Annotated in this window: 18 protein-coding genes; 6 read left to right on the forward strand and 12 right to left on the reverse strand. The window is 68.5% G+C overall.

The window, feature by feature from the left end; genetic code table 11:
* The first annotated feature begins 72 nt into the window (after positions 1 to 72).
* A complete protein-coding gene (locus KBY97_RS02410; RefSeq protein ID WP_255145092.1) occupies positions 73 to 363 on the forward strand; it encodes a 4a-hydroxytetrahydrobiopterin dehydratase in 291 nt (96 codons plus the stop codon).
* 191 nt (positions 364 to 554) lie between these two features.
* Here KBY97_RS02410 and KBY97_RS02415 read toward each other — a convergent pair whose 3' ends face one another.
* The 3 genes from KBY97_RS02415 to KBY97_RS02425 form a co-directional block, all read right to left on the reverse strand.
* The gene (locus KBY97_RS02415) at positions 555 to 2234 is read right to left on the reverse strand and encodes a bifunctional aminoglycoside phosphotransferase/ATP-binding protein (protein ID WP_255145093.1); all 1680 of its coding nucleotides are present in this window, start codon (positions 2232 to 2234) and stop codon (positions 555 to 557) included.
* Positions 2235 to 2256: 22 nt separating this feature from the next.
* Positions 2257 to 4872 carry an ATP-dependent chaperone ClpB gene (gene clpB / locus KBY97_RS02420; RefSeq protein ID WP_255145094.1) on the reverse strand — a complete coding sequence of 872 codons (2616 nt, stop codon included), beginning with the start codon at positions 4870 to 4872 and terminating at the stop codon, positions 2257 to 2259.
* 122 nt (positions 4873 to 4994) lie between these two features.
* Positions 4995 to 5390 (reverse strand): hypothetical protein, encoded by a 396-nt coding sequence (locus tag KBY97_RS02425; protein WP_255145095.1) that lies wholly within the window; start codon positions 5388 to 5390, stop codon positions 4995 to 4997.
* Positions 5391 to 5450: 60 nt separating this feature from the next.
* Between KBY97_RS02425 and KBY97_RS02430 the strand changes: the two genes are divergently transcribed.
* On the forward strand, positions 5451 to 5672 hold the full coding sequence (locus KBY97_RS02430; protein ID WP_255145096.1) for a hypothetical protein: 222 nt from the start codon (positions 5451 to 5453) through the stop codon (positions 5670 to 5672).
* A 255-nt stretch (positions 5673 to 5927) separates the two neighbouring features.
* On the opposite strand, the gene KBY97_RS02435 is transcribed toward KBY97_RS02430, so the two are convergent.
* The 9 genes from KBY97_RS02435 to KBY97_RS02475 form a co-directional block, all read right to left on the reverse strand.
* Positions 5928 to 6272, reverse strand: a complete 345-nt coding sequence (locus KBY97_RS02435) for a c-type cytochrome (RefSeq protein WP_255145097.1) — start codon at positions 6270 to 6272, stop codon at positions 5928 to 5930.
* A 109-nt stretch (positions 6273 to 6381) separates the two neighbouring features.
* Entirely contained in the window at positions 6382 to 7404 is a 1023-nt protein-coding gene (locus tag KBY97_RS02440; RefSeq protein ID WP_255145098.1) for an NAD(P)-dependent oxidoreductase, read from the reverse strand.
* Positions 7401 to 8459: a uroporphyrinogen decarboxylase gene (gene hemE / locus KBY97_RS02445; protein WP_255145099.1), complete on the reverse strand. Its 1059-nt coding sequence runs from the start codon at positions 8457 to 8459 to the stop codon at positions 7401 to 7403. The genes KBY97_RS02440 and hemE overlap by 4 nt, the downstream gene beginning before the upstream one ends.
* 26 nt (positions 8460 to 8485) lie before the next feature.
* Positions 8486 to 10795, reverse strand: coding sequence for a 1,4-alpha-glucan branching protein GlgB (gene glgB, locus KBY97_RS02450; RefSeq protein WP_255145100.1), 2310 nt, complete (start codon positions 10793 to 10795; stop codon positions 8486 to 8488).
* 54 nt (positions 10796 to 10849) lie between these two features.
* Positions 10850 to 11548: a DUF3887 domain-containing protein gene (locus KBY97_RS02455; protein ID WP_255145101.1), complete on the reverse strand. Its 699-nt coding sequence runs from the start codon at positions 11546 to 11548 to the stop codon at positions 10850 to 10852.
* A gap of 19 nt (positions 11549 to 11567) precedes the next feature.
* Positions 11568 to 13160, reverse strand: a complete 1593-nt coding sequence (locus KBY97_RS02460; protein ID WP_315857132.1) for a CocE/NonD family hydrolase — start codon at positions 13158 to 13160, stop codon at positions 11568 to 11570.
* A gap of 9 nt (positions 13161 to 13169) precedes the next feature.
* Complete coding sequence (locus KBY97_RS02465; RefSeq protein WP_255145102.1) at positions 13170 to 13400, reverse strand: hypothetical protein; 231 nt, start codon at positions 13398 to 13400, stop codon at positions 13170 to 13172.
* Positions 13401 to 13543: 143 nt separating this feature from the next.
* A complete protein-coding gene (locus KBY97_RS02470) occupies positions 13544 to 13933 on the reverse strand; it encodes a DUF4332 domain-containing protein (RefSeq protein ID WP_255145103.1) in 390 nt (129 codons plus the stop codon).
* Positions 13934 to 13947: 14 nt separating this feature from the next.
* On the reverse strand, positions 13948 to 14415 hold the full coding sequence (locus KBY97_RS02475; RefSeq protein ID WP_255145104.1) for a Ycf51 family protein: 468 nt from the start codon (positions 14413 to 14415) through the stop codon (positions 13948 to 13950).
* Positions 14416 to 14483: 68 nt separating this feature from the next.
* Here KBY97_RS02475 and KBY97_RS02480 point away from each other — a divergent pair, with 68 nt between their 5' ends.
* From KBY97_RS02480 to KBY97_RS02495, 4 genes are read left to right on the forward strand one after another with little or no spacing between them, the layout of a single operon-like run.
* Positions 14484 to 19121 carry a translocation/assembly module TamB domain-containing protein gene (locus KBY97_RS02480; protein WP_255145105.1) on the forward strand — a complete coding sequence of 1546 codons (4638 nt, stop codon included), beginning with the start codon at positions 14484 to 14486 and terminating at the stop codon, positions 19119 to 19121.
* A 47-nt stretch (positions 19122 to 19168) separates the two neighbouring features.
* The gene (locus tag KBY97_RS02485; protein ID WP_255145106.1) at positions 19169 to 20155 is read left to right on the forward strand and encodes an ROK family protein; all 987 of its coding nucleotides are present in this window, start codon (positions 19169 to 19171) and stop codon (positions 20153 to 20155) included.
* Between the two features lie 12 nt (positions 20156 to 20167).
* Positions 20168 to 21478 (forward strand): glutamate-5-semialdehyde dehydrogenase, encoded by a 1311-nt coding sequence (locus KBY97_RS02490; RefSeq protein WP_255145107.1) that lies wholly within the window; start codon positions 20168 to 20170, stop codon positions 21476 to 21478.
* The gene (locus KBY97_RS02495) at positions 21475 to 21942 is read left to right on the forward strand and encodes a dihydroneopterin aldolase (protein ID WP_255145108.1); all 468 of its coding nucleotides are present in this window, start codon (positions 21475 to 21477) and stop codon (positions 21940 to 21942) included. Before KBY97_RS02490 ends, KBY97_RS02495 begins: the two co-directional genes overlap by 4 nt.
* Positions 21943 to 21953 lie beyond the last annotated feature (11 nt).

Consider the following 21953-nt stretch of genomic DNA (forward strand, 5'->3'; position numbering starts at 1 on the left):
CGACGCTTCCGCCGGCTGGCGCACTTCAGCCTGGTTGCCATCCTGGTGACAACACTGTTCTGCGGACCTGTCATGGCGGCCCAATTGCTCACCCCTGAAGAGATCAGGGCGCTGCCCGCCCAGTTGCCGGGCTGGAGCGTGATCAACGGCAAATTGCAGCGCGCCTTCGTGTTCGCTGATTTCAGCGCCGCTTTCGGCTTCATGGCCCGGGTGGCCCTGCTGGCGGAAACCCTCGGTCACCATCCGGAGTGGAGCAACGTCTACAACCGCGTGGTGATCGATCTCACCACCCACGATCCCGGCGGTCTCTCCAGCCTGGACCGGGAGCTGGCGCGGCGCATCAACGGTCTGCTCGTTCCCTGATCATCAGATCCTGAAGGCTGGACCCAAGACGCCTGACTCTCCAGAAGCCGGAACGCTGAGGCACGACTTCAAGACGCCTCCCACATCCAGGACTTCCGGGTTGAAGAAGCCCCAAGCCAAGACCCTGGGTCCGGGATGATTGGGTCCAGGAAGATTGGGTTTGGGAAACAAGGGTCCGGGAGGGCTGAATCTCAATCAGAGTCCTGACCTTCGGCCGAACCGGGCCCAATTTCGGTCGTACCGTCCGAGCCGCCCCTGATGATCCGCTTCCACAGCTCCATCAGCAGCGCGGTCGGCGCATCGCTGGCGTGGAAGCGGAGGGTGTGCCGCTGCTCCAGCGGTGTGAGCGGTTCCGCCTGACGGCGTTGCAGCGCCGCCACGGCCATATCGGCATCGCTGGGGTCGTCGTTGCGCAGCAGGCGCGTCCGCAGGCGTGTCTCGATCAGTTCAGGTGAAGCGTCCACGTCGACGATGCACCAGGGCACCCCCAGCTCCTCCGCCAGGGCGGCGGCCCGTTGGCGGCTGGCCTGGCGCAGGTGGGTGGCATCGAGCAGTAAGGCGCGTCCCGCCTTCAGGCGCGCGGCAGCCTGCTCCAGCAGCTCTGTTTCGGTGCGTGCGTGGGCAGCGGCGCTGTAGAGGCGATCGCGCTGGTCGCCATCGGAGCGGGCCAGGGGATCCAGACCGAACAGCGCCTTGCGCACCCGGTCGCTGCTGAGCGTATCGGCGATCAGCCAGGGGGCCAGCTGGGCCGCCAGGTGGCTCTTGCCGCAGCCCGAAAGGCCCCGCAGCAGGATCAGCGGCGGCGGCTGCAAGCCGCTCCGGGCGTAGGCGAGCGCCAGCGACAGATGGCCGCGCGCGCCGTGTGCGCCCGCCAGGCGTTCGCTGGCGGCGCGGTCGTGCTCGGCCCAGGTCACCGTTTCCACCTTGGCCCGCACATGGGCCCGATAGGCGCAGAAGAGATCCAAGACCGCTGGATCGATTGGGCGGCCGTACCCCGCCAGCAGAGCTTTCACCTGCTCAGGGTGGCCGCTGGCCTGCAGCTCCATCACCAGGAAAGCCAGGTCGGAGGCGCCATCCACCTGCCGCAGCCCCGCATTGAATTCCACGCAATCGACGATCAAGGGGCCTGGGTCGGTGCGCCCCTCTGCCTGGGCGCCGGCAGTGCCGAACCCTGCCTTCAGCAGCACATGTTCAAGGCGCAGGTCGCCGTGGCCGTTCACGCCCCAGTCGGCGGCGATCCGCGCCGCCAGGGCGTGGCGCTGCCGGCGCAGCTGGGCGGCCAGGCTGCTCACCAGGGCGGCATGCACCGGGGCGGGAAACAGTGCGGGCACGGCGCTGGCGGTGGCCTGCACGTTGCTGGCCAGCACATGGGCAAAGCGCCGGATGGCGGCGCGGCCATCGGCGCCAGGCCTCCCATTGGCCGCGTGAAAGCGGGCGATCACGCCCCCCAGCGCCTGCAGTTGCGCGGCGGGCACGGGCCCGGCTTCAAGCCGGGCGCGCAGGGTGCACTGCCGATCGAAGCGACGCATCACCACCACCGGCTCTCCAGCCAGCGCCCGCACGCCCAGGTAAATGGGTGCGGCCAGGCGCTGGTTCAGCCGCACTTCCACTCGGCACCAGTGCCAGCGCCGCTCCAGGCTGCTGTAATCGAGCAGGTCCCAGAGCTGCAGCGGCTTCTTGAGCTTGTAGGCATGGCGCGGGGTGAGAAACACCACGCTGATGTGGGTCTGCACCACCTCCACCCGCCGCTGGCCGGGCGCCACGCCCTGCCAGTCGGCTTCGGGATAGATCGACGGCCGGCTGAGGGCGGCGATCGTGGCGGCCAGACTGGCCGTTGCCGCTGCGGAAGTTGGGGGGGGCGCGTCACTCATCGGCACGCCTCCGGCAGGAGCCTCATGCGAGGGCAGGCTCCACCTGGCGCAGGGGCTGAAAGTGCAGCCGCTCGCCGAGCACCGACACGCCGATGCTGGAGCCCTCGCCGTAGGTGCCGGCCAGGATCGCCTTGGCGATCGGGGTTTCCAGCTCCCGCTGGATCGCCCGCTTCAACGGCCGTGCGCCATACACCGGGTCATAGCCGGCGGTGGCGAGCCAGTCGAGGGAGGCGGCATCAAGTTCCAACCCGATCTTGCGATCGGCCAGCCGCAGCCGCAGCCGCTCCACCTGCAGCTCCACGATCTGGCGCAGTTCCTCGGCCCTCAGGCTGTGGAAGATGATCGTTTCATCAAGGCGGTTGAGGAATTCGGGGCGGAAGTGGCCGCGCAGGGCCTCATTCACCCGCCGCTCCATTTCGCCATGGCGGGCCGGATCACCGGCCAGATCGAGAATCGAAGCACTGCCGATGTTGCTGGTGAGGATCAGCACGGTGTTGGTGAAATCCACCGTGCGCCCCTGCCCATCGGTGACGCGACCATCATCGAGGATCTGCAGCATCACGTTGAACACATCGGGGTGGGCCTTCTCCACCTCATCGAACAGGATCACCGCATAGGGCCGGCGCCGTACCGCTTCGGTGAGCTGGCCGCCTTCCTCATAGCCCACATAGCCGGGAGGCGCTCCGATCAGGCGGCTCACGGCGTGCTTCTCCATGTATTCGCTCATGTCGATGCGCACCATGGCGTCGGCGCTGTCGAACAGCTGGGCCGCCAGCGCTTTGGAGAGCTCGGTCTTGCCCACACCGGTGGGGCCGAGGAACAGGAACGAAGCGATCGGCCGGTTGGGATCGGAGAGGCCGGCGCGGGAGCGCTGAATGGCATCGGCCACGGCGGTCACCGCCTGCTCCTGGCCGATCACACGGCGGTGCAGTTCCGCTTCCAGATGCAGCAGCTTGTCCATCTCCGATTGCACCAGCCGCGCCACCGGAATGCCAGTCCACTTGGCGATCACCTCGGCGATGTCGTCTTCGGTGACCTCCTCGCGCAGCAGGGTCTTGTCGGCACCGGCGGCATTGAGCTCGCTCTCCTTGGCCGCCAGTTTCTTGTTCAGCTCCGCCAGGGTGCCGTATTCCAGCTGGGCCGCTTTGTTGAGGTCGTAGCTGCGCTTGGCCTGCTCCACCTGCAGTTGCACCTGCTCGATGTCTTCCTTGATGGCGCTGAGCTCGTCGATCGAGCCTTTTTCCTTCTGCCACTGGGCATTGAGGCCGCTCTGCTGCTCACTCAGCTCCGCCAGTTCCCGCTCCAGCCGTTCGAGCCGGTCGCGGCTGGCCGTATCGGATTCACGGCCCAGCGACAGCTTCTCCATCTCCAGCTGCAGGATCTTGCGATCGATCTCATCGATCTCTTCGGGCTTGGAGGTGATCACCATCTTGAGCCGCGCTGCCGATTCATCCATCAGATCGATGGCTTTGTCGGGCAGGAAGCGATCGGCGATGTAGCGGCTGCTGAGCACGGCCGCTGCCACCAGGGCGTTGTCGGCGATGCGCACGCCGTGGTGCACTTCGTAGCGCTCCTTGAGGCCCCGCAGGATCGAGATCGTGTCCTCCACGGTGGGCTGATCCACGAACACCTGCTGGAAGCGCCGCTCCAGGGCCGGATCCTTCTCGATGTGCTGGCGGTGCTCATCGAGGGTGGTGGCGCCGATGCAGCGCAGTTCGCCGCGGGCCAGCATCGGCTTGAGCAGGTTGCTGGCATCCATCGCCCCGCCGCTGGCGCCGGCTCCCACCACCGTGTGGATCTCATCGATGAACAGCACGATCTGGCCTTCGGAGGCCGTCACTTCCTTGAGCACGGCCTTGAGCCGCTCCTCGAATTCACCGCGGTACTTCGCCCCGGCGATCAGGGCGCCCATGTCGAGTGACACCAGCTGCCGGTTCTGCAGCGCCGCTGGCACGTCACCGTTGACGATCCGCTGGGCCAGGCCTTCCACGATCGCGGTCTTGCCCACGCCGGGTTCGCCGATCAGGACGGGGTTGTTCTTGGTGCGGCGGCTGAGAATCTGGATCGTGCGCCGGATTTCCTCATCGCGGCCGATCACCGGGTCGAGCTTGCCGTCCTTGGCGGCCTCGGTGAGATCACGCCCGTACTTCAGCAGCGATTCATAGGTGCCTTCGGGGTTCTGATCGGTCACGCTCTGGCTGCCGCGCACGGCTTCGATGGCCTGACGCAGTTTCGTGGCATCCACGCCTGCCTGTGAGAGCAGCTGGCGGCCACAACGGCCGTCGTTGGCCAGGGCGAGCACCAGGTGCTCGATGGAAGTGAAGCTGTCGCCGAATTCCTTCTGCAGGGTGGCGGCGTGATCCAGCAGCAGGTTCAGCCCTTTGCCGAGGTACACGCTCTCGGGCGCCGAGGCGAGGCTGGGCTGGCCGGCGATGAAGGCCTCCACCTTCTCGGCGAGCACAGCAGGGTTGACGCCGGCCTTCTCCAGAATCCGTCCCGCCAGCCCCTGCTGGGCCAGCAGGGCGGCGAAGAGGTGCTCGCTCTCCAGCTGCTGCTGCCGTTTCTGCTGGGCCAACTGCTGGGCGGCCACGATGGCGGCCCAGGCCTTTTCGGTGAAGGTTTCGGAGGTGGGGTGCATGGCGGAGTGTGCGCGTTGCGCCGTCAGGGGGGAGATGAAATCACCCTATGAATCCCTTCCGCGCTGGGTTCAGAGGGAGCACCGAACCGATACCCACAGAAAACCCCCCATGGCGGTTGTGATCAGGGCCCCACTGGGGCGGGGCCGGTGAGCGGGAGCTGTATGCGCCGCAAACTCTCGGTGTTGGTGCAACGGCGCAGGGGGCAGCCATCGGGCCCGTAGATGGCATCAGCCGACGAAAGGCAACCCATGGCGTTCTTGCGTTGCACCTGCTCAGGCTTCAGCTGCAGCGGCTGCAGGTTGGAATCAGGCGTAGGTGGCAGCCGCGGGCAGATCTTCATCGGCGCTGTTGAGGGGCTGATCGCGGCCGGCTGGTTGGGTGAAGGGGCCTGGGCGAGGCCAGGACCTGCCGCTGCCCCCAGCAGGGCGGTGCCGACGGCAGCCGTCAAGGACGCCACGGTGGCCAAGGCGTGGCCCTGGCGGTGGTGAAGCGGCGGTGCCGCGGGGCTCAAGGCCATGGAGTGTGCTGCGCGCCTGCCTAGTCTCGTTGGCTTGACGCGTGGATGGTGCGCCCGCCGATGCCAGAGTTGCCCCCCGATTTCACCCCGACCGACGAGCTGGTGAACCAGCTGGCGGAAGAATCAAGGGTGTTCGATGCCACCGCAAGGGATCCGGAGCGCAATTGCTGGCTGGTGGTGCACCGCTATGCCCATGGGGTGTTGCCCAGCGAGTACGACATCCGCGATGTGCCGGAAGACCTCTATCTATCTGTGCTCGCCCGCCGCAAGCAGCTGGGCTGAAGATCACCACAAGCCGCCGGGCTTTGGATCAGCCCAAGCTGCAGGGCTTTGGATCAGTCCCAGCTCCTGGGCTTTGGATCAGCCCCAGCTGCTGGGCTGCTGCACCGGCATAAAAAATCCGCCCCAGGTAAGGGGCGGATCGCCGGAGGGCTGCTAGGCCCGCCTCACAACTGGGAAGCAAAGCCCCAACCATTGGAGGCCGGGGGCTGAGAGCTGAAAGGAGGGAACCGAAGGGGGTGGAGCCTGATTCAGTGATCAGGACCAGCCTTCAGAGGATTTCTGCTCGATGTAGGCGGCCACATCAGCGATATCAGCTTCGGTGAGCTTGCCGCCGAAGGCTGGCATGGCGTTCTTGCCGTTGGTGACCTGATAAGCGATGGCCGACTCATGGCCTTCGCTGTAGTTGGCCAGGTAGGCCTCGAGGGCTTCTTTCTTGAGTGTGCGCTCGGCGTTCACGACGTTGCCGCCGCCCATGTGGCAAGCCGCGCAGTTGGCGGAGAACACCTGGCCGCCATGGGCGACATCCGCGGCGTACGAAGGAGACGCGGTACCCAGCAGAAACGCCAGGGCAAGGGCAACAAATGACAGCAGACGGCGCATCGAAAAGCGTGCAACGAAAAGAAGTTAGGGTCTCGGGCCCTCACGGCGTTGCAGCACGCGAGAGGATCGAAACAATCTCGTTACGCAAGCGGGGGTTGGCGGCGGGCCTTCAGCCCACAACACCGCGGTGCGGCAGACCTGCGGCGGCGAACACCTGCTCCAGGGTGGGGGCATGGCTCACCAGGCCGAAGCGCTCCGGCGGGCTCACCGGGCTGTGGATGAAGTGGCGCTGGCGGATGCTGAAGCGATCCCAGGCGTTCACCTCGATCGGCAGCACCTTGATCAGGGCTTCGATCAGCCAGCCGCTCAGGGCCAGGCCGAACGGCGGCCGCCAACATTGGCGCCAGCGGCACAGGCTCGTGATGGCTCCGTCCACTGTGACGGCGGGCTGACCGAGCACCAGGCGCCGCACCGGACCCTGGCCGGGTTCCCTGTTGGGCTGGTGCGGCTGCAGGCACAGGTGGACGCACACCCGGCTGATGTCCACGGCATGGATGAAGTGGAAGCTGGCCTCGGCCCTCAACCAGCGCGCCAGCCACAACCAACGCACGCCCTCCTGCAGACCGGCGGTGAGGTAGCTGGTAGGGAAGCGATCACCCGGCTGCACCGAGCCGCCGAACACCAGCGTTGGGAACACCGCCACAATCCGCTCGGCCAGGGGGTGCTGCTCCAGCTGCTGCAGGCACAGGGCCTTGGTCTGGATGTACTCGGTGCCGTAGGCCTGCGCTTCCGGCAGCAGCTGCAGGTTGCGATCCAGGATGCTGGCGGTGGAGAAATAGATCACCTGCTGCAGCCGTTCGGGATCGGTGCGGCCCAGCAGTTCCTTCACCGCCACCACATTCACCTGCTGGGCCCGCTCGGGATCGCCCCAGGCGGTGGCGGTGTGGATGATGCGGTCGGCGGAGGCGATCGCCTCGGCATGGGGTTCTTGGTCCCGCAGGTCGCCCACCAGCAGGGTGATGCGCGGATCATCCGCCGGCACGGCGGTGAGCTTGGTGGGATCCCGTAGCCAAAGCAGCAGGTCCACGTCGCTTTCGCGGTAGAGCTGCTCAGCGATCGTCTGGCCGACGCAGCCGCTGGCGCCGGTGATCAGCACCCGCTGGCGCGGGCCGGGCGATGCGGAGCTGCTCAAACAGCCGCCCCGATCCACTCATTCACCGACTTGCCGGCTTCAAAGAACACGCGGGCGTTGTCTTCGGGGGTGCCGGGCAGGATGCCGTGCCCGAGGTTGAGGATGTGACGGCGGCCGCGGGCCTTGCGCACCGTGTCCTCGATGCGGGCGCGGATTGCCTCAGGCGTGCCGAAGAGCAGGCCGGGATCCACGTTGCCCTGCACCCCGAGGTGCTGGGGCAGGCGGGCGCAGCCGTCGGCCATGTCCACGGTCCAGTCGAGGGAGATGAAATCCACGCCGGTGGTGGCCATGCGTTCCAGCACACCGGCGCTGCCGGAGATGTAAAGGATCAGGGGGGTGTCCGGGTGCTTCGCCTTCACCTGGTCCACCACCCGCTTCTGGTAGGGAGCGGCGAAGGTGTCGTAGTCGAGCGGGCTGAGCTGACCGGCCCAGGAATCGAACAGCTGCACCACCTGGGCGCCGCTTTCGATCTGGTAGCTCACGTAGGTGGCGATCGAATCGGCCAGGTGGCCCAGCAGCTGGTGCAGCAGCGCCGGCTCCTGGAAGGCCATCGCCTTGATCACGGCGTAGTTCTTGCTGCTCTTGCCTTCCACCGCGTAGGCGGCGAGGGTCCAGGGGGCGCCCACAAAGCCGAGCACGGCCGCCTGGTTGCCAACGCTCTGGCGCAATCGGCCCAGCACCTCGCCCACGAAGGGGAGGGCGGCGGCGGGTTCCAGCGGCCGCAGGGCATCCACCTGGGCCTGGCTGCGGATCGGCGGATCGATGATCGGCCCCTTGCTCTCGATGATGTCGAAGTCGATGCCGATCCCCGGCAGCGGCGTGAGGATGTCGGAGAACAGGATCACCCCGTCGGGCGCGAAGGCCTCGAACGGCTGCATCGAGATCTCGTAGGAGAGGTCGGGGATCTCCGAACGCTCCCGGAAGCCGGGGTGGCGGTCACGCAGGTCGCGGTAGACCTTCATATAACGGCCCGCCTGCCGCATCATCCAGACCGGCGGCCGCTCCACCTGCTCGCCTCGGGCGGCGCGCAGCAGCAGGGGGAGGGGTTCGGCCATGAAGGGAGGGAATGCCAGGGGCGAACCTACCCGACCAGCTGGCCTGCTTCGGCGGATTCGTCACACAGGGCCTGGCTGCGGGCGTCGTCCCGTTGCAGCACCAGCACGCTGAGGGGGGGCAGGCAGAGGTTGATGGATTGCTCGTAGCCGTGCATGGCTGACTTGTCGGTGAACTTGCCGCCGAGATTGCCGAGGTTGCTGCCGCCGTAACGACTGCTGTCGGTGTTGAACACCTCGCCGTAATAGCCCTCAAGCGGCACCCCCACCTGGTAGTGGGAATGGCTCTGGGGAGTGAAGTTGGCCACCACCACCAGCCAGCGCCCGGTGGTGCTCTCCCGGCGCATGAAACTGATCACAGAGTGGCGGTTGTCGCTGCAGTCGATCCACTGGAAGCCGTATTCCACGAAGTCGTCGCGCCAGAGCGCCGGCTCCTCGCGGTAGAAGCGGTTGAGGTCGTCCACCATGGTCAGCAGGCCCTTGTGGGCGTCGTACTGGAGCAGGTCCCACTGCAGATCGCCCCACACGTTCCATTCGGAGCGTTGGCCGAATTCCATCCCCATGAAGATGGTTTTCTTGCCGGGATGGGTCCACATATAGGCGAGCAGGGCGCGCACGTTGGCGAACTTCAGCCAATCGTCGCCAGGCATTTTATGCAGCAGGCTGCTCTTGCCGTGCACCACTTCATCGTGGCTGAGGGCCAACATGAAGTTCTCGGTGTAGTGATACCAAATCGAGAAGCTGATGTTGTTCTGATGGAACTGGCGGAACCAATGGTCCAGCTCGAAATAATCGAGCATGTCATGCATCCAGCCCATGTTCCACTTCAGGTTGAAGCCAAGGCCGCCCATTTCGGTGGGTTTGGTGACCATCGGCCAGGTGGTGGATTCTTCCGCGATTGAAAGCGCCCCGGGGAAATGATGGAAGAGCACTGCATTGGCCTGTTGAAGGAAACGCACGGCCTCTAGGTTCTCCCTGCCGCCGTATTCGTTGGCCAGCCACTCACCATCCGGACGGAGATAATCGCGATACAGCATGGATGCCACCGCATCCACTCGGATGCCATCGATGTGGAATTCCTCGAACCAATACACGAGATTGGCCACCAGGAAGTTGCGCACTTCGTTGCGGCTGTAGTTGAAAATTAATGTGCCCCACTCCTTGTGCTCGCCAATGCGGGGATCGGCGTGCTCGTAGAGGTGGCAGCCATCGAAGAAGGCCAGGCCGTGGCTGTCCTTGGGGAAGTGGCCCGGCACCCAGTCGAGCAGCACCCCGATTCCTTCGGCGTGGCAGCGATCCACGAAGGCGCGGAATTCATCGGGTGGGCCGAAGCGGCTGGTGGGGGCATAGAAGCCGGTGACCTGATAGCCCCAGGAGCCATCAAAGGGATGCTCGGCGATCGGCAGCAGCTCGATGTGGGTGAAGCCGCGTGCCTTCACGTAGGGAATCAGGCGGTCGCCCAGTTCCGGGTAGGTGAGCAGGCGGGCGCCGGGCTTGAGATCGGCGGCGGGCACCGGCGGCCGGGGTGTGCCATCAGGCTCGAGGAACGGCTCATCGATGGCCGCATGCATCCAGCTGCCCAGATGCATCTCGTAGACGCTGATCGGCTGCTCCAGTGGATCCCGGCTGTCGCGGTCGGCCAGCCAGGCCTGGTCGGACCAGCGGTATTGGCCCAGCTGTGCCACCACCGACCCCTGCTGCGGGCGCACTTCGTGCTGGAACCCGTAGGGATCCGCCTTCTGATAGCAATGCCCGTGTTGATTGCGGACTTCGTATTTGTAGATCGCTCCCGGCGCCAGTCCGGGGATGAACAGCTCCCAGATGCCGCCGAGGCGCAGCTGCATCGGATGGTGACGGCCATCCCAACCGTTGAAGTCGCCCAGCATCGCCACGCTGAGGGCATTGGGAGCCCACAGGGCGAACTGAACGCCGGCCACACCATTGCGTTCGCACACGTGGGCACCCAGCCGCCTCCAGATGTGGTGGTGGTTGCCTTCAGCGAACAGGTGGCGATCTAGCTCGCCCATCCACTCTTCACGGAAAGCCCAGGGGTCGTGCTGCAGGTGTTCAATGCCACCGCGCCGTACCCAGAGTTGATAGCTCTGGCCGGGATCATGATCCACTTGGGCTTCGAACAGCCAGCGGTGATGGGGGCACTCCATCGCCAGCGACTTGCCGTTCAGGCGCAGTTCCACCCGTTCGGCATCGGGCATCCAGGCCCGCACCACCCAGTGATCATCCAGTGGTTGGGGCCCCAGCACCGCAAACGGATGATCGTGACGGCACTCTTCGAGTTTCTGACCGTCTTGGACCATCCAGTCGAGGCTGGCGGGAGCCATGGGCGCACATGCGGGCGGAGCCGGGAGCTTAGGCCGCCCACCTGCTGGGGGCGCTCAGCGCGGCGGAGTGGTGGGGAAATCGATGCCGATGATGTGGCCCGCGGAATCGAGGATCACAAACAGGTTGTCGGTGAGACGATTGAACTGGGTGGTGACGAGCACCAACTGCTGATCTCCTCCCTCGCTGGCCAGCAGGCTGCCGCGGATCCGCACGAAGCTGCCCGTGCGCTTCTCCAGGTTCTGCCAGCGGTTGGCGAGTTCCTGCGCGGAAATCTGCTCCTGCAGTTCCAGCGAGAGCAGGCTGCGCGCGCTGACCACCTCACCGCGGCTCAACGACCGCACAAAGCTGGTGGCGATCCGGCGGATCGGCGTGTTGGCCCGTTCCCATTCCCAGGCCAGCAAACGGCCCTGTTCGTCGAACACCAGGGTGATCTTGCGCACGCCGCTGGGGGTGGTGAGCTCGGCGTCCACCGTGCTGTCGTCGATCCCGCTCACCACCTCGAGCACCTTGCTGCCGAGGATTTTTTCCTGGTTCTGCAGCCGCAGATTCACCTTGTCGGCGGTGGTGGCTTGGCGCAGCTCCGGAGCGAGCTGCTCGTAAATCACCTGGCTGTTCCTCTGGCTGAGAGCCTTGAGCAGGGTTTCAGCGGCGCGCTGGGCGGCGGCCGGGGTGAGGGTGGTGGTGGCCCATGCCGCCGGCCCCGAGAGGCCGGCGAACAGGGCGGCAGCCAGCAGGGCAGAACGGAGAGCCATGGAGGTGAGCAGGTTGGGTTCAGCAAAGTTTCGCTGATGTGAGTGGCTTGAGGTGCAACTGCGCGTCACGGAGGCTGAACTGCAGCGTGATCACCCGGTGGTCGGGTCCGCTGGGTCCGCTGGGTTGGCGGCCATCGCCTGGGTTGACGGCGATCTGCGGCCAGGCCGCCGCCGCCAGTGACAGGCGCAGGCACTCACCAGCCCGCAATGTGGCCAGCAGGGGCTGGAACTGCAGGCGGCGGCGTTGCAGGCGCAGGGCGTCTTCGCCAAGCCAGCGGCCTACCCCGGTGCAGAGCTGCAGCACCTGGCTGCCCCCGCCGCGCACCACTGAAAGTGCCCCGCAGAGGTCGTGGCCGGGCTGATCGGCGGCCACATCCAGCATCAGTTCCGGCCGGCCCCACAACTGCAGATCCTGCGCCAACGGCGCTGAGGTGAAGCACACCACGTCGCTGCGCTGGTCGATGTCACCGCGCTCCACCAGGCCGGCCTCCAGGGCCAGATGGCCGCCGCGGCCGGGGCAGGGCCGCCAGGGGTCGTGCACGAGCCACACGCCACCGCCCCCCTCCCCGGCCACTGTCAGCTGCCCCTCGCGTGCATCGACGGCCGCCAGCCCGGTGCTGCGCAGGCCCCACACCAGAGGAGGGGAGGCCTCCACTGGGGCATGGCTCCAGGCGCCGCTGGTGAGATCACCAAGCGAGCACACCGCTGGCCGCTGGGCGAGCTCACGGCCGCGCAGGTGCCTGTCGAAGAAGGCCAACTGCAGCCGGTCGATCCCGCCCTTCCAGTTGAGGTGGGTCCAGGGTCCCACCAGCAGGCTTGCTGAGCCACCGGCCGCCTGGCTGCGTTCCAGCAGGTCGAGCACGCCGCCGAGATGCGGGTCGAGCCAGCCGCCGACCAGGAGCATGGGCTGCCGCAGCAGGGCTGTCGGGGGTTGGTGGCAGCGCCAGCCCTGCGGTTGCTGGGGGTCAAGGCGCAGCCAACCGAGCCCCATGCCGCTGGGGTCGTGGCGCTCCAGCAGCGCCAGCCCCTCCGCCAGGAAGTGCCCGCTCTCCAGGCTGCGGCGGATCGTCTGCCAGGCGTCGTGGTCGTTGGCCCGGCGCATGGTTTCGGCGGCCAGCTGCAGGGCCCAGCCCAGTCCCAGCGCCCAGCGGTGCGCCCCGCCATCGCTGGCCCAGTGCAGCCGCTCATCGAGGCCGGTCATGGCCGGGACCAGCGCATCGGGTGGGGGCGTGTCTGCGTGGCCCAGCAGCTGGGTGAGGCCCTGGTAGGAAAAGCCGTAGGTGCCCACCTTGCCATCGGCGCAGGGCAGGCTGCGCGCCCACTCCAGCGCCGTGGCCCCATCCCGCGCCTCCTGGGCGAACCCTTCGAACTGCCCCGCCGAGTCGCCCCGACCGCGCACGTCCTGCACCACCACCGCGTAGCCCTGACGGGCATACCAATGGGGATGGGCGGCGGTGATGGTGGAGGCGATCGCCCGGCCATAGGGCTGGCGCATCAGCAGCACCGGCCAGCGGCCCGGCTGGCTGGGTTTCCAGACGCGGCTGGCCAGCTTCACCCCATCGGCGCAGGGCATCCAGGTGTCGCTGGACTCCACCGGCAGGGCGTCAGGCACGGGCGCGGCTCAGCGCACGTCCGGGCAGTAGAGGCCCACCACGTAGGTGGTCAGCACTTCGGCGTCCTGGGTGCTGACGTTTCGGCTCTGGGCCACCATCGCCACGGCCTGGGGGGAACTGGAGCGCACGCCCTGGGCATTGAGAGCACGCAGCTGGCCGCAGAGGTTCTGGGCCACCTGGGGATTTTGTTTGACCGATTCGAGCAGGGCGGAAGCGGCCCCGGCCGGGCCGGCTGCCAACAGGGCGCAAGACGCCAGAACCGCGGTCAGGGAAAGCAGTGGACGGCTGGGGTCTCCCCAGCGGCGGAGGTGAATCAATGCAGGGCCATGGAGGGAGTGATCCCATTCCAGTCAGCCGGAAGGTCCGGCAGGGGCGCGGCGGGTCAGTTTGGGGAGCGACTGGACGCCTTGCGGGCCCGAAGGATCCAGCCACGGACGGTGTCACGGTCGATTCTGGCCAGAGCGCCTGGCCGCAGGGCCCGCTCCAGCCGGGTGAGCTGCACCTGCAACCGCTCCGGTGAGCATTCCGCCAGGGCGGTGGCGGTGGCGATGCCGGCATGCAACAACAGGGCCGCGTCACCGGCCTCAAGGGCCAGCGCCTCCATCAGCCGTGCCTGGCCGCGCAGCCGGGTCAGCCGCTGTTCGGAGGCTCCCTGCCGGGCCAGTTGGCGCAGAGCACCGTCCTGGAGCCTGGCCAGGCTGCCCCATTCGTTCACACCTGCGGACTGAAGTTGCTCCTGCTCCAAATGGAAGTGCTGGGGCAGGGGATACATCGGGGTGGGGGTGTTCAGGGCTTGATCACCACCACGGTTCCATCGCGGCCGCGGGTGGCTTCCGCCAACACCACCGGCCGGCTGACGCCCGGTGCCACCGTTTCAACACGCCGCAGGCGCACATGCACGCTGCCGTCGGTGGTGATGCGGCCACTGCCGCGCAGGTTGCGGGCCACCTGCTCCACGGTGGGCCCATACGCGGCCGGGCTCAGATCGGCACCGGCGGTGGCCACCACCAGGTTGGTGCCGTTGTCAAACACGATCGGGGCGTTGACCGCTCCTTCCACCGGCTCGCGGGGGTTGTAGCTGATCGCAAAGGCCCAGCAGGAGAGTGAGAGCAGCACGGTGAAGCTGGTGACCCCCACCAGCCGGAAGCGGATGCCCCAGCTGGAGACGAACCCCGCCAGGGTCGCCACGGCCAGCACCGCGCTCGCCCCCGCGAGCCATTGCCCGGCTTTGAGCAGGATCGGATCGGCGGGCATGGGGGCTGGGCGGCAGGGGATTCAACTTATATATTGCGGCCACCTCAGGCGGTGACAGCAGCGAGCCGATGGGGGACGACGCTGAGCGGAAAGCAGGGACCGCGGCAGGGCCATTGGTGGTGGCCGCGCTGCTGGGCGCAGGCCTGGTGGCCACGGGCTGGTTCGGCGCCGATCACCTGGGCCGCACCCTTTACGACCGCTCCCGCCCGCAGCTGGAACGCCAGCTGAGCCTGGCGCTTGGCCATCCCCTTGAACTCGGCCCCTATCTCGGGTTGCGCCCTTGGGGCCTGGCGATCGGCGCCAGCCGCTTCCGCCCCGGCCCGAACGACAACTCCAGTCTGAAGGTGCGCTCCCTCACGGTGGGGTTCGATCCGCTGGCCAGCCTGCAGGCCTGGACCCCGACCCTGCAGCTCACCGTGAAGGGCGCCCGGCTGGATCTGGTGCGCAATGCCGCCGGCGAGTACTGGGTGTTCGGCGGCACCGTCGCCGGCGAGGAGCCGCCGCGGCTGAATCTGAAGGTGCGCCTGGCCGATTCCACGCCGGTCACGATTTCTCCGGCGGGGCTCAACCTGCGGCTGCGGGGTGCGGTGGCGGTGAACCTGCAGGAGCGCCTGGTGAATTGGCGCCTCACGGCATGGCAACGGCCGCCGCGCGGCCCGGAGCCGGAAGCCTCCGCTAGGCGGCCAGCGTCCAGCGGCGTTCCTGCGGGCCGCATCCGCGCTAGAGGCCGTTTCCAATGGGAGCGCAGCGAGCTTGAACTGGCGCTGCGGCTGCGGCAGGTGCAGCTCGAGCCCCTGGCCGGTCTGTTGCCGGCGGGCAGCGGCTTTGCGCGACCAGGGGTTGCCGGAGCACGCCGGTTCAGCGGCCGCGCCGATGGCCGCCTGTCGCTCTCCCTGCCGCAGAACGCCAACCGCTTCCGCTGTGGCGGCAGCCTGCGCCTGAGCGGGCTGCAGTTGCAGGATCCCCAGCTGCCCGCCCCCTGGCAGGCCAACAACGCCCAGCTGCGCTGCCGCGACGATCAGATCACTCTGGGCCCCATGGGCTGGAGCATGGCCAACTGGCGTGGCAGTGCCGGTGGTTCCCTGGTGCCGGGCCGTGCCTTCGATCTCAACGCTGCCGCTGAAGACCCCCAGCGTGGCGATCGCCTGCAGGTGCTGATGCAAGGCCCCTGGCTTCAACCCAGCTTGACGCTCACCGCCCGGGTGCCGCTCGGCAAGGGCACCCCCAGCAGTCCGCCTCCGCTGGCGCTCAGCGCCGATCTGGCCATCGACCGGCGCCGCGCCCTGGCGGTGGAGCTGCGGCGCCTGCAGCTGACCTCCGGCCGCTCCCAGCTGGTGGCCGGCGGAGCGCTCTGGCCCCGGCTGGCGGTGCGCAGCCAATCGGGATCGCTGCATCCCAGCCTGTGGAGCGCCGCTCCCTGGTTGGGTTCGCTGCTGGGCCGTCAGCAGCCGGTGGCGCTGGCGTTGGAGTCGTCGGGAACGCTGCTGGCGCCGCGCCTGCAGGCCTCGCTGGCCCGCCAGGGCCTCCCGCTGCTGAACTTCGATCTGCAGGCCCGTTCCGCCACACCCAGGCCGGACGCCGCCCCTGCCATGCCCGACACGCTCACGGCCGTGGTGCGGGCACCGGCCGGTGTGAACGTGGAGGGCCGGCCCGTGCTGGGGGCCACCACCGCGCAGCTGGGCTGGAGGGACGGGCTGCTGCGTCTTGACGACCTGACGGCACCCGGCTTGACCGCCCAGGGGCGCCTGCCGCTGCGCTGGCAGAACCGTCGCGGCCTGGTGGCCGGCGACCTCGATCTGTTGCTCGACCTGCCCGCTTACCCCCTGCAGCGCCTCAGTCCGCTGGTGGGAGTGCGCCTGTTCGGCACGCTGGGGGCCCGTGGCAGCCTGCGCGGCCCGCTGGCGGCCCTGCGGCCCGACCTGCGCCTGGAGGTGGCGGATCTGGGCAGCGGCCCCCTGCAATTACGTGAACGCTGGACCGGGCAGCTGGTGCCCGCCGGCAGCGGCAGCACGTTGAACATGCGCTCCAGTTGCACCGCCCTTCCCGGCACGCTCACCGCCAGCCTTGATGCCTCCTGGTTGCCGCGCCAGGTGACCCTGCAGCGGCAGGGGGGCACACTCGCGCTCAGCGGCAGCCGTGATCAATACCGCTGGCAGGCCACAGGCCTGCCCCTCACCGGCCTGCAACTGCAGACCACCGCGGGCGGCCGCCGCGAGCCGCTGCAGGGACTGCTGAGTGGCCAGGGGGTGGTAGGCCTGTCGCCGCTCACGATGAACGGCCGGGTGCGGGTGGAGCGCCCGGCGCTGCTGGGGCTGCTCGCCCGCGAGCTGGTGGCCGACGGTGATCTCCGCCAGGGCCGCTACCGGCTCCGCGGCCAGGTTGACCCCATCAGCGGCGGCCAGCTCAGCCTGCAGGCCTCCGGCAGCAGCGGCGGCCCGCTCCAGCTCGCCTTCGAGGGCCGCTCGCTCACAAGTGCCTTCTTTGAGCAGGTGCTGCAGCTCCGGGCCCGCACCGGCGGTGTGGCGGGTCCACCCCAGGGCCGCGCCAGCGATCTGGGCGAGCTGGCGATCGACACGCTCGGCGGCACCCTCGCCGATCAGCTGGCGGCTCTTGCTACGGCCCGCGCCCGCCTGGAGACCTCTGCCCAGGCCGGTGTGGCGCCGAGGCCGAAGTTCCGCGCTGATCTTTTGCGCGGCCTGGTGGACCTCGACGGCAACCTCACCGGGCCCAGCCTCGCCGCCCTCAGGCTGACCCTCAATGCCAAAGGCCACCTGTGGCTGAAAGGAGACGACCGCGACCAGGCCCTGCAGCTGGAGCCCTTCGTGGTGCGGTTGCAGGGACCGCTCGGGCCGGGCCGCGGCCAGTTCGCGCTCGAAGGCCTGTCGCTGGGGCTGCTGGCGCTGATCACACCGGTGCCCAACGGCCTGCGCGGCACGCTTGATCTGAAGGGACGTTTCCGGATCGGGGACCCCAGCGGGGCGGGATCCGCACCGGATCCTCAGTTCGCTGCCGAGCTGGCCCTGCGCGACGGTTCGCTTAACGGCATGCCGCTGGTCCTGGAGAACGCCCAGGTCAGCCTCGATGAGGCGGCCGTCTCGGCCCAGGCCTCCCTGCGCGGTGACAATGCTGCCGACAGCGTGGATCTGAGTGCGCGGGTGCCGCTCGATCCCGCCAATGAGGGCCTGCGCATGCGGCTGTCCAGCCGCGGCGATGGCCTGCGCTTCCTCACGGCTCTGGGCGGCGAGCAGTTGCTGTGGCGCAAGGGCAGCGCCGATCTGGAGCTGCTCGTGCGCGGCAGTCTCGATGACCCCTCCGCCAACGGCTTCCTGCGTTTCCGGGGCGGCGAGCTGTTGCTGGCCGGTCAGGAGGTCACGAAACTTGAGGCCACCGTGCTGTTCGACTTCGAACAACTGTTGGTGCAGGAGTTCAGCGCCCAGGTGGGCGAGAAGGGGGCGATCAAGGCGGCCGGCAACCTGCGGCTGTTCACCCCGCTGGCTGAGGCGAAGCTGCTGCAGGTGGACCTCACCGCTGCCCGCCTGAGTGTGCCGCGCCTCACCGCCCAGACCGACGCCTCGCTCACGGTTGCCGGCACTTTGCTGCAGCCGCTGGTGGGCGGGGAGGTGACGATCAGTCGCGGCAAGCTCAATGTGCAGCCCGGTGAGCTGGCCCAATCGGAGCAGATCGAGGGCGGCGCGGGCAAAACCGTGGCCGTCAAGCCGGTCACGGTGCAGAGCCTGATGGAATCCAACTGGGATTTCCAGCAGCCCCTGGTGCTGTTGGGGGCAGGTGTGGACACGGGGGCGGAGGAGGCGCTGCGCAGCTCGTTCCCCGACCTTTCCTATTTCAACCTTGATGACCTGCGCCTGAACCTCGGCCCAGATCTGGAGGTGGTGATGCCCCCGGTGGCCACCTTCCGCACCGCAGGCCTGCTCACCTTCAACGGCCCGGTCGACAGCAACCTGCAGGCCCGTGGCGTGGTGCGCCTCAAGGGCGGCCGGCTCACGCTGTTCACCACCACCTTCACGCTCGATCCCGATGCGCCCAACGTGGCGGTGTTCACCCCTTCGCTCGGGTTGGTGCCCTTCCTCGACATTGCCCTGCGCACGCGGGTCTCGAACAGCCTGGAGGTGGGCCGCAGCCCGGGCTTCGTGAGCGACCAGGACCTGCGCGGTGGCTTCACGCCCCTCGACCAGCTCAACCTGGTGCGGGTGGTGATGAAGATCAGCGGTCCAGCCGACCGGATCGGCGAATCGCTGGAGCTGCGCAGCAATCCGCCGCTCTCGCAGGAGCGGTTGGTGGCGTTGATCGGCGGTAATTCATTGGCGGGCCTCACCGGCGGCAATGCGGGCGCGGCGTTGGTCACGGTGCTGGGCCAGTCGTTGCTGTCGCCCCTGGTGAGCACGCTCACCGATGCCCTCGGCCAGCGGGTGAGCTTCGCGATCTATCCCACCTATGTGGTGCCCACCGAGAGCCAGAACCCCAACAGCAGCAACGGGCGGGTGCCCTCCCAGCTGGTGCTTGCGACCGATTTCGGCCTGGATCTCAGCGATCGCATCAATCTGTCCATCCTCGCAGCGCCGAACCGGAGCGACATCCCTCCGCAATTCACCCTGCGCTACCAGGCCAGTGATACCTACGGCGTGCAGGGATCGGTGGATGCGGAAGGCCGCTGGCAGACCCAGCTGCAATTCTTCTTCCGGTTCTGATCGCCGTGTCCGTGGCCGACGCCCCATCCCAGGCCCCAACGCCCGCCATGGCTGCCACCGCCCTTGAGGCCTCCACCCTCAGCCTGGGCTTCACGGCACCCCAGCTCTCTTCGCTCGGGCCGCCCTCCGCGGCAGACCAGGCCATCGGGGTGGATCTCGGTGGCACCGCCATCAAGCTGGCCCGCGTCGCCCGCAACGGGCAGGCCCTGGCGGAATTGGAGCTGCCCACCCCCCAGCCGCCGGTGCCTGGCGCGGTGTGCATGGCGATCGCCGAGGCGATCGAGCAACTCGACCCCGAGCGGCAGGCGGCCGTGGTGGGTGTGGGCGTGCCCGGCCCGATCGATGCGGCCGGACGCCTCGCCCGCATCGCCATCAACCTGCCGGGCTGGCGCCGGGTGCCCCTGGCCGACTGGCTGGAGGCCCGCCTCGATCGGCCTGTGGTGCTGGCCAACGATGGCAACGGCGCCCTGCTGGGCGAAGCCTGGCGCGGCGCGGCGCGAGGGGAGCAGAACGTGCTGCTGCTGACACTGGGCACCGGCGTGGGCGGCGGCGTGCTGCTGGGCGGCCAGCTGTTCACCGGGCCCCACGGGGCGGCGGCGGAGCCTGGGCTGATCGGAGTGGATCCGCAGGGCCCCGACTGCCAGAGCGGCAACCGGGGCTCGCTGGAGCAGTTCTGCAGCATCAACGGCCTGCGGCGCCTGTCGTTGCTGGACCCCCGCGAGCTCTGCCGCCGCGCCGATGCGGGCGAGGCCGAGGCCCTGGCGGTGTGGGACCGCTACGGCCAGTTGCTGGGCACGGGCCTCAGCTCCCTGCTCTATGTACTTACGCCCGAGCTGGTGCTGCTCGGCGGTGGCCTCAGCGGCGCCAGCGACCACTTCCTGCCGGCGGTCTGGCGGGAGGTGGAGCAACGGGTGATGCCCGAAAGCCGCCAGGGGCTGAGCCTGCGCCGCTGTGCCCTCGGCAATGGGGCCGGGCGGCTCGGGGCGGCCTGGCTGGCCTTTGAGCGCTTCGCCCCCCTGCCCCCCACCGATTGAGAGGATGGGGCCATGACCAGCCCCGTGCCCGATCCCTCGCCTGAACTGCTGCAGCGCGCCCTGGCGGTGCGGCAAGCAGCGGGCCAGCTCGCCCAGACCAGTGATGCCGAGCGCCAGGCGGCACTGGAGGCGATGGCGGTGGCGCTGGAGCAGGCATCTGAGGAAATCCTCGCCGCCAATGCGGCCGATCGCCAGGCGGCAGAGGCCGATGGCCTGCCGGCGGCGCTGGCGGCCCGGCTGGTGCTGGATGGCCCGAAGCTGGCGGCGGCCGTGGCGGGGGTGCGCCAGGTGGCGGCCTTGAGCGATCCGCTCGGCCAGCGTCAGCTACACACGGAGCTCGACCAGGGCCTGGTGTTGGAGCGGATCACGGTGCCGCTCGGGGTGGTGGGGGTGATCTTTGAAGCGCGCCCGGACGCGTTGGTGCAGATCGCTGCGCTGGCGGTGCGCTCCGGCAATGGCGCCCTGCTCAAAGGGGGCCGCGAAGCCCGCCGCAGTTGCGCCGCCATCCATGCGGCCCTGCAGCAGGGCCTGGCCGCCAGTGCGGTGTCGCCGCAGGTGCTCGATCTGCTCACGACCCGTGAGGAGAGCCTCGCCCTGCTGAAGCTTGATGGCCTGGTGGATCTGATCATTCCGCGCGGCTCCAACGCCCTGGTGCGCTTCATCCAGGACAACACCCGCCTGCCGGTCCTGGGCCACGCCGACGGCATCTGCCACCTCTACGTGGACGCGGAGGCCGATGGCGGGGAGGCGTTGAAGGTGGCCTTGGATTCCAAGCTTCAATACCCCGCCGCCTGCAACGCGATCGAAACCCTGCTGGTGCACCGCGCCATCGCGGCCGATTTTCTGCCGCTTGCTGTGGCGGCTTTTGCGGCGGCGGGGGTGGAGCTGCGAGGCGATGCCGGTGCCTGCGCGCTCGGCGTGCCGCTCCCCGCCAGTGAAGAGGATTGGGGGACGGAGTACTCCGATCTGGTTCTGGCGGTGAAGCTGGTCGACGATCTGGAGGCGGCGCTGGCCCACATCGCCCGCTACGGCTCCCGCCACACTGAGGCCATCTGCACCGCCAATCCGGCCACAGCCGAGCAGTTCCTGGGCGCCGTCGACAGCGCCGGGGTGTTCGCCAATTGCTCCACCCGCTTTGCCGACGGCTTCCGTTATGGCCTGGGCGCCGAGGTGGGCATCAGCACCCAGACCCTGCCCCCGCGCGGGCCGGTGGGGCTGGAGGGCCTGATCACCTACCGCTACCGCCTGCGCGGCCACGGCCAGATCGTGGCCGACTACGCCCGCGGGGATCAGCGCTTCCTGCACCGCCCCCTCCCCCTGTGACTGTCGCCCCGACCCCGCCCGGCCACCCTGCCGGCTTCGGCGCCGATGCCATCCACGTGCGTGGCCTGCGGCTCTGGGCCCATGTGGGTGTGCTGGAGCGCGAACGCCTGCTGGGCCAGTGGTTCGAGCTGGATCTCACACTTTGGTGGCCGCTGGCGCCGGCGGGGCGCGGCGATGCCCTGGATCTCAGCCTTGATTACGGCGTGGCGATCCAGGCCCTGCAGCGGCTGGCCCGGGAGCTGTGCTGCCTCACGCTGGAGGCCTTCGCGGAGCAGGTGCTGGATCTGATCGAGCGCTTGTACGGTCCGGTGCCGCAGCGGCTGGAGCTGCGCAAGTGCCGGGCCCCGGTGCCTGGCTTCCGCGGCACCGTGGCGGTGGAACGCTGGCGCCACCTGGAGCGGCTCACCCAGCCTGCTGCGCTGGCTGCTGCAGCGGCAGCTTCAGGTTCTTCCAGCGTCCGCTGAACCCCCCGGCC

The organism is Synechococcus sp. ATX 2A4 (assembly GCF_024346375.1).
GTDB lineage: Bacteria > Cyanobacteriota > Cyanobacteriia > PCC-6307 > Cyanobiaceae > MW101C3.

Excerpts from the sequence above, each read along its gene's own strand:
- KBY97_RS02470 (WP_255145103.1), bottom strand. The coding sequence starts at position 13,933 with ATGTATCCCCTGCCCCAGCACTTCCATTTGGAGCAGGAGCAACTTCAG.
- KBY97_RS02455 (WP_255145101.1), bottom strand. The coding sequence starts at position 11,548 with ATGGCTCTCCGTTCTGCCCTGCTGGCTGCCGCCCTGTTCGCCGGCCTC.
- KBY97_RS02415 (WP_255145093.1), bottom strand. The coding sequence starts at position 2,234 with ATGAGTGACGCGCCCCCCCCAACTTCCGCAGCGGCAACGGCCAGTCTG.
- KBY97_RS02425 (WP_255145095.1), bottom strand. The coding sequence starts at position 5,390 with ATGGCCTTGAGCCCCGCGGCACCGCCGCTTCACCACCGCCAGGGCCAC.
- KBY97_RS02435 (WP_255145097.1), bottom strand. The coding sequence starts at position 6,272 with ATGCGCCGTCTGCTGTCATTTGTTGCCCTTGCCCTGGCGTTTCTGCTG.
- clpB (WP_255145094.1), bottom strand. The coding sequence starts at position 4,872 with ATGCACCCCACCTCCGAAACCTTCACCGAAAAGGCCTGGGCCGCCATC.
- KBY97_RS02480 (WP_255145105.1), top strand. The coding sequence starts at position 14,484 with ATGGGGGACGACGCTGAGCGGAAAGCAGGGACCGCGGCAGGGCCATTG.
- hemE (WP_255145099.1), bottom strand. The coding sequence starts at position 8,459 with ATGGCCGAACCCCTCCCCCTGCTGCTGCGCGCCGCCCGAGGCGAGCAG.
- KBY97_RS02430 (WP_255145096.1), top strand. The coding sequence starts at position 5,451 with ATGCCAGAGTTGCCCCCCGATTTCACCCCGACCGACGAGCTGGTGAAC.
- KBY97_RS02485 (WP_255145106.1), top strand. The coding sequence starts at position 19,169 with ATGGCTGCCACCGCCCTTGAGGCCTCCACCCTCAGCCTGGGCTTCACG.
- KBY97_RS02410 (WP_255145092.1), top strand. The coding sequence starts at position 73 with ATGGCGGCCCAATTGCTCACCCCTGAAGAGATCAGGGCGCTGCCCGCC.
- glgB (WP_255145100.1), bottom strand. The coding sequence starts at position 10,795 with ATGGCTCCCGCCAGCCTCGACTGGATGGTCCAAGACGGTCAGAAACTC.
- KBY97_RS02475 (WP_255145104.1), bottom strand. The coding sequence starts at position 14,415 with ATGCCCGCCGATCCGATCCTGCTCAAAGCCGGGCAATGGCTCGCGGGG.
- KBY97_RS02490 (WP_255145107.1), top strand. The coding sequence starts at position 20,168 with ATGACCAGCCCCGTGCCCGATCCCTCGCCTGAACTGCTGCAGCGCGCC.